General features: G+C 48.2%; 4 protein-coding genes. 2 read left to right on the top strand and 2 right to left on the bottom strand.

Annotated features, from left to right (window positions below):
• Positions 1-298 precede the first annotated feature (298 nt).
• Complete coding sequence (locus NG833_RS26705) at positions 299-3,799, top strand: ELWxxDGT repeat protein (RefSeq protein WP_254568312.1); 3,501 nt, start codon at positions 299-301, stop codon at positions 3,797-3,799.
• Between the two features lie 324 nt (positions 3,800-4,123).
• The gene (locus NG833_RS26700) at positions 4,124-4,699 is read left to right on the top strand and encodes a Uma2 family endonuclease (RefSeq protein WP_254568311.1); all 576 of its coding nucleotides are present in this window, start codon (positions 4,124-4,126) and stop codon (positions 4,697-4,699) included.
• Positions 4,700-5,054: 355 nt separating this feature from the next.
• Here the strand turns inward: NG833_RS26700 and NG833_RS26695 are convergent, their stop codons facing one another.
• Both NG833_RS26695 and NG833_RS30665 read right to left on the bottom strand, forming a co-directional pair.
• Complete coding sequence (locus tag NG833_RS26695) at positions 5,055-6,011, bottom strand: RNA polymerase sigma factor, RpoD/SigA family (RefSeq protein WP_254568310.1); 957 nt, start codon at positions 6,009-6,011, stop codon at positions 5,055-5,057.
• 199 nt (positions 6,012-6,210) lie between these two features.
• Complete coding sequence (locus NG833_RS30665) at positions 6,211-6,342, bottom strand: hypothetical protein (RefSeq protein WP_256556175.1); 132 nt, start codon at positions 6,340-6,342, stop codon at positions 6,211-6,213.
• Positions 6,343-6,889: the final 547 nt, after the last annotated feature.

The following is a 6,889-nucleotide window of genomic DNA, read 5'->3' as shown; positions in this document are numbered from 1 at the left end:
CAAATAAATCATCCTTGCTTTGATGCGATCGCACCTAACAAGGCTCTTTTAGCCCGCGCAGGCGGGCTTTGTCCGTGTAGCCCCAGGCTTGAGCCTGCGGGTTTTTTGAAGGTTTTATTTTTTGGAGTTCCCTAAGAGAAGAAATTGACATTGAATACATATTGTAAGGCAAAAGTCAAGAGTGGAATTGCGGAAAAAAGTGATTGTCGTCACACCACTCCAACCTAAAGTAGGTTAAATTCCCCTGATGTACATAAGATACGTTGATTACCCAAAAATCTCACAAAAAAATCAAACAATGAAAGCTCAAACCCCTATTCCCCAAGAAAAATTAGAGCCAGTTGGTGCGGTTTCCCACCGACAACTGGTGATCGTCGATTCAGGCGTTGCCAACTACCACATCCTCGCCACCGGAGTCCACCCTAACCTTGAAGTGGCGATCCTTGAACCCGAAGCAGATGGGATCAAGCAAATTACCAAACTCCTGGCAGAAAAATCAGTTGAGAGTAAAATCACCGCCGTCCACCTGATCTCTCACGGGGCCCCCGGAACCCTCTACCTAGGCAACAGCACCCTAGAACTGAACAACATCTCCCGATATCGTCCTCAACTGATGCAGTGGGGCATCACCCATCTGTACCTCTATGGATGTCAAGTTGCCGCCGGTGACGCCGGAGCCGAATTCCTGCAACAGCTACACCACATCAGCAAAGCGAATATCGCCGCCAGCACCACCGTCACTGGAAACCCGGACTTAGGCGGTAACTGGAAATTGGAAAACAGCATCGGCAACATCCCTCCAGACAACCCCCTCTCACCAGAGACGCTCACCACCTACCCAGGGCAACTTGGTCCTGTGGTTCTGGTACAAGTTATCAACCCAGGTTTTTTGGGCTCATCGCCCAGGGAATTAACCGTCTTCAACAACAAACTGTATTTCAGAGCTTTCGACGGCATCCACGGGGATGAATTGTTGCAATATGATGGCACCACTGCCTCCCTGGCAGCAGATATCGTTCCCGGTGGTGCTAGCTCATATCTCAGGGAATTAACTGTCTTCAACAACAAACTATATTTCCAAGCTAGAGACCGCATCCACTCTGCTGAGTTGTGGCAATATGATGGCACCACTGCCTCCCTGGTAAAAGATATCAATCCCGGTGTTAATCCCTCACAGCCCAGGGAATTAACCGTCTTCAACAACAAACTGTATTTCCAAGCTAACGACGGCACCCACGGGGCAGAGTTGTGGCAATATGATGGCATCACTGCCTCCCTGGTAAAAGATATCCATCCCGGTGTTACTGGCTCATCGCCCAAGAACTTAACCGTTTTCAATGACCAACTGTATTTCACAGCTAACAACATCTACAACAAAGCAGAGTTGTGGCAATATGATGGCACCACGGCCTCCCTGGTAAAAGATATCGCCGCATCGCCCAGCGACTTCACCATCTTCAACGACAAACTGTATTTCCAAGCTAACGACCGCATCCACGGGGCAGAGTTGTGGCAATATGATGGCACCACTGACTCCCTGGTACAAGATATCCGTCCCGGTATTAGGGACTCATCGCCCAGCGACTTCAACGTTTTCAACAACAAACTGTATTTCCAAGCTAACGACGGTATCCACGGGGCAGAGTTGTGGCAATATGATGGCACCACTGCCTCCCTGGTACAAGATATCCGTCCCGGTAGTAATGGCTCATCGCCCAGGGAATTAACCGTCTTCAACAACAAACTGTATTTCCAAGCTTACGACGCCACTCACGGAACAGAGTTGTGGCAATATGATGGTACCACTGCCTCCCTGGTACAAGATATCCATCCCGGCCTTTATGGTTCAAGCCCCAACAGCTTCACCGTCTTCAACAACAATCTGTATTTTGAAGCTGAAGACGCCACTCACGGAACAGAGTTGCACGTTCTCAACGGCACCACCACCAACGCTGAAACCGACACCGACACCGGCACCAACATTGTAGAACCCTTACCCCGGATTGCCGGTGTTAGCATTCCTACCGCCAATAACTACGGAATTGGACAAGAACTCGAATTTATCGTCACCTTCTCACAAGCGGTGACTATCTCCGGTGAAGTTTTCTTGCCCATTACCCTGGATGCAGGGAGTGGGGTGAATGCCACTTTGGTGGGTACAGGGGAATCTTCTACCACCCACACCTTCCGTTACACCATTGCCCCAGGGGATGAAGACCTAAACGGGATAGAAATAGGCGCAGAACTGCTCACAACAGATGGAGCTACTATTGTCAATAGTAATGGAATCAGTGCCGTCTTAACACTCAACAACTTCGGCGATACCACAACCCTATTAGTCGATGGCATACCACCCGATGCACCTCAAATCACCCCGGCTGATATCACCAACGGGATCATTGAAGGAACTGCCGAACCTGGAAGTACAGTAGAAGTCTTCCGAGACGGTAACGCGATCGGTACAGCCACTGCTGATGCTCAAGGGAACTGGACATTTACCCCAGAAACCCTCTTACCTGAAGGTGAGTATAATTTTACCGCCACTGCCACTGATGCCGCCAGGAATGTGTCTGTGCCTTCTACCCGGGTGACCTTAACTGTAGATACCAGCAGTGATGACCCAGTAACCGATGACTCCGGAACTGATGATCCAGTAACGGGTGACTCCGGGACGGATGACCTGGGAACTGATGACCCAGGAACCAATGACCCAGTAACCGATGATTCAGGAACCGATGACTCCGGGACTGATGACTCCGGAACCGATGACTCCGGAACTGGCGGTGAAAGCAGTCCCTTGGGCATTCAAATCTTCGGACCAGGACCAGCTTCTTTTAATCCGTTGCTAGTCAATAATCCAGTCAGCACTCCCCTAGTCGAGGTCGCATCCATTCTGGCTGACGTTCCAGACATTTCCAACTTCTCCATAACCTTTCCCACGTTACCCACGTTGGAAATCACCTTGAATAACACCCCCGGAAACCCCGTGGTGATTGGCACTCCGGAACCGGATGCCCTCAACGGAACCAACGAGGCTGAATTTATCCAAGGATTAGGTGGCAACGACCAAATTTTTGGCTTGGAAGGCAATGATATCCTTCATGGCAATCAAGGAGATGATTTCATTGATGCTGGTCCCGGAGATGACCTCGTGCATGGTGGACAAGGAAATGATTATATTGTTGCTAATTCAGGCAATAATGCAATCTATGGGGGTTTAGGAGATGATACCCTCGTTGGCGGTCCCGGCAATGATTTTATGAATGGGAATCAAGGCAATGATCTCCTATTTGCCGTCGCCGGAAATAACATCCTCCACGGCGGACAAGGAGAAGATACCCTCGTCGGTGGTAGCGACAATGATGTGTTATTTGGCGATTTAGGGAATGATTTAATTTATGCCGGGTCCGGCAACAATTTCCTCTATGGCAATCAAGGGAATGATACCTTAGTGGGTGGCGATGAAGATGATATTCTCTATGGCGGCAAAGATGATGATTTGCTCATCGGTGGCGCTGGAAATGACTGGCTATTGGGCGATTTAGGGAATGATACTCTCATCGGTGGGGCCGGAAATGACCGCTTTGTAATTCGCCCTGATGCCGGAGTTGATTTGATTGTTGACTTCACTGATGGAGAAGATTTAATGGGGTTAGCCGAAGGGTTAACCTTTAATGACATCACGCTCACTCAAAGTACCACCGGCGCGTTGATTTCTGTTGGAGATGAACTCCTCGCCATTTTGAATGGAGTGGATGTCGCTGTTTTGGATATGCAGGATTTCTTTGAAGTGGTTTAGGTTGGGTCTGGGTAATCCCTCCCCTGACCCATAAACCTTGACCTAGATGATAGAAAACCGGGTTTTTAAAGAACTCGGCTTTCTGTCATTCAGGCGCGGCCAAAAAAGAAAGGTGAGGGGGATTGCAATTCTTGACTTGATGTCATATTATATTCATAATGGGATGTTGACTTTAATAAAATTTCAGCAAAGCCTCCCATTATAAATATAATTTTAACAAAGTCAACCCCGGTTGTCAACAGATTTCCCCCCTTTTTGAGCAAAAAATCTAAATCTCCGTGAAAATCCGTGAAATCAGTGGTTAAAAATCCCCAATAAATCTATATGACTTCAGAACCCATTACTTTAAACCTCAAAACCGTCAACCTCAGCGACGACCAATTTTATCAACTCTGCCAAATCAATGAAAATTGGAGACTGGAAGAAACCGCCCAAGAAGAATTACTCATCATGCCCCCAGTTGGAGGAATCACCGGCAATCGAGAATCGGATTTGAATGCCAATGTCGTAATTTGGAACCGTCAAACTCAACTGGGAAAAGTATTTAGTTCATCCACAATATTTATCTTACCCCAGGGAGGCAAAAGGTCCCCGGATGCCGCTTGGGTTGAGAATTCGCGATGGGACGCCCTCACCCGGGAACAACAGGAAAAATTTGTCCCCCTCTGTCCTGATTTTGTCATAGAACTGAGGTCTCGGACTGACCCTTTAAAACAACTTCAAGACAAAATGCAGGAATATCTCAACAGTGGCTTAAAATTAGGCTGGCTGATTAATCCACAAACCCAACAAGTCGAGATTTATCGCCCAACTGAACCCGTAGAAACCGTTGAATTGCCTACCCGCTTATCCGGAGAAAACATCTTACCTGGATTCACCTTAGACTTGCCGCTGTTTTAAAGTGGGAAGCATCTGAGATCTTGCACCATTCTCAACACCGGCGGGGGTTCAAACGATTGGCGGCCTTGTAGGGGCGCTTCGCGAAGCGCCCCTACGTCGGTTAAAAACCGACTGCAAGTCTTATCCAGTGGTGTTTTCAGTCGGTTTCAACCGACTTGATTCTGTTAGGCGGGGGTTTGAACCCCCGCCGGTTGTTGCAACAGGTACAAGATGTCAGAAGTATGGGATTTCTTGTCTGTGTCTCCGTGAAAATCTGTGAAATCAGTGGTTAAAACTCCCTCCCAAATCCACAAAAAAAAGATGCCTCCCACCAACAGGAGACATCTAAGCTCAACTCAACCGAACAGAAACCCGATTAGCTGGCAACATATTCATTCATATCCGCTTTGCGCTTGCGGAGTTTAGTGAGAGCTTCTCGTTCGATTTGGCGGACACGCTCCCGACTAATATTGAGCCGATCGCCTATCTTAGAAAGAGTCATCGCCTGTCCATCTTCCAACCCAAACCGTAAAGCAATCACCTCACGCTGCTGAGTCGTTAACTCCGCCATCAATTTTTCTAAATCTGCGCGCATCGCCGAATGAGTGGCAAAATCTTCCGGAGAGGGTCCGGTATCTTCCAACAACTCACTCAGTTCTGTATCATGGTTATCCCCCACCCGTAAATCCAGGGAGAGGGGATGTCTGGCGCGTTCCATATACTCGCGAATTTGCTTCGGAGTGAGTTCTAATTCTGCCGCTAATTCGCCAATGGTGGCAGTTCGTCCCAGTTGCTGAGATAATTCCCGAGATGCTTTCTTGATTTTGTTAAGTTTTTCAGTAATGTGAATGGGGAGGCGAATCGTGCGGCCCTTCTCGGCGATCGCCCGAGTAATGGCCTGACGGATCCACCAATAGGCGTAAGTCGAAAAGCGATAACCTTTCGTGGGGTCAAATTTCTCCACCCCGCGCTGCATACCGATGGTTCCTTCCTGGATTAAGTCGAGTAAATCGACATTGCGTTTAATATACTTTTTGGCAACAGACACCACCAGTCGCAAATTAGCTTCCACCATCTTGCGCTTGGCGGTTTCACCTTGCTCGATCGCCTGTTGCAACTCCACTAAGGACAACCCTGCCGCTTGAGACCATTCTATATCCGTCGGCTCATGACCGAACTGTTCGGTGAGGGTCTCTTTCATCTCATGCAACAGGCTCAATTGCTGAACCTGCTTACCCAATATAATCTCCTGCTCATGAGTCAGCAGGGGAACTCGGCCAATTTCTCGCAGGTAAGTGCGAACTAAGTCTGTAGAAGTTTGAGCAGTCTTCATGGCGCTTCTTCACTCAATGGGTAACGTTCGTTTTCGTGGCTTGTATCCTTGACCCTCAATTTGCATTGGCCCGTTCGCCTAGCCTGCCGGAGGTACTTCGCACCGGGATGTCCTCCGGGGTATCTTGATTGGGATAGCCACATCTGAGCCAATCCGGGATGATCCGGGAATGTCGGTTCACCCCTGAATTGCTATTTGCTTACTTCTGACGGCTTGGAACCCGAACCGGAACCCGTTCTAGCTGGGATTGGCAAGACAAGGCGATCGCTGTTCTGTATGAATACAGGATTCCCAAAATCATGGCTGCAAGTACGAATGTCGGGGTTGTCATAAAATTTCTTAAATTTCTAAGGTCGTATGTGAATAATTGTAACATTTCTTAACGAAATGTCTAGTCCTTCGGCGCAGATTCTGAAATTTAGTCCCAGAAGGCCCATCCAGCCCTTAGTTATATAGAGATTACCCAGGAAATAATTTTCAGAATGCATCCTGGAAAACAAAATGAAGAAAATCTGGAGAAAATTTCTAAGTTTTCAGAGGTTTTGTGGGATTGTGTGGTTTAAGGCGCATGGGGTCCCTACAAAAACCCCGCAGGCTGTTCGCGTAGCGTTCCGTAAGGAAAGCCTGGGGCTACACAAACGAAGCGGTGCCTGCGCGGGCTAAGATAAAAATGACTTTTCATAACCGGAGGAAGGAGTATCCCAAATCCGGTCCTCTGCGGTTTGCTTTATTGTTTAGGGGGATTGCAAAATATAAATCCTCCAAACTTTCAACTGAAAGGAAGCTATGTGTCGGAGTAAATGCTTGCGCCCTCCGGAGGGCGCAAGCATTTACTCCGACATTGACGGGGCTACTTTGTTGATCTACGAACGAACGTT

Origin of the sequence: Oscillatoria sp. HE19RPO, assembly GCF_024220515.1 — a bacterium.
GTDB lineage: Bacteria > Cyanobacteriota > Cyanobacteriia > Cyanobacteriales > Laspinemataceae > Laspinema.
The sequence above is the reverse complement of the archived record's forward strand: the minus strand, read 5'-3'. Positions and strand labels throughout refer to the sequence as shown.

Coding starts and splice junctions, on each gene's coding strand:
- NG833_RS26705 (WP_254568312.1), top strand. CDS start 299: ATGAAAGCTCAAACCCCTATTCCCCAAGAAAAATTAGAGCCAGTTGGT.
- NG833_RS26700 (WP_254568311.1), top strand. CDS start 4,124: ATGACTTCAGAACCCATTACTTTAAACCTCAAAACCGTCAACCTCAGC.
- NG833_RS26695 (WP_254568310.1), bottom strand. CDS start 6,011: ATGAAGACTGCTCAAACTTCTACAGACTTAGTTCGCACTTACCTGCGA.
- NG833_RS30665 (WP_256556175.1), bottom strand. CDS start 6,342: ATGACAACCCCGACATTCGTACTTGCAGCCATGATTTTGGGAATCCTG.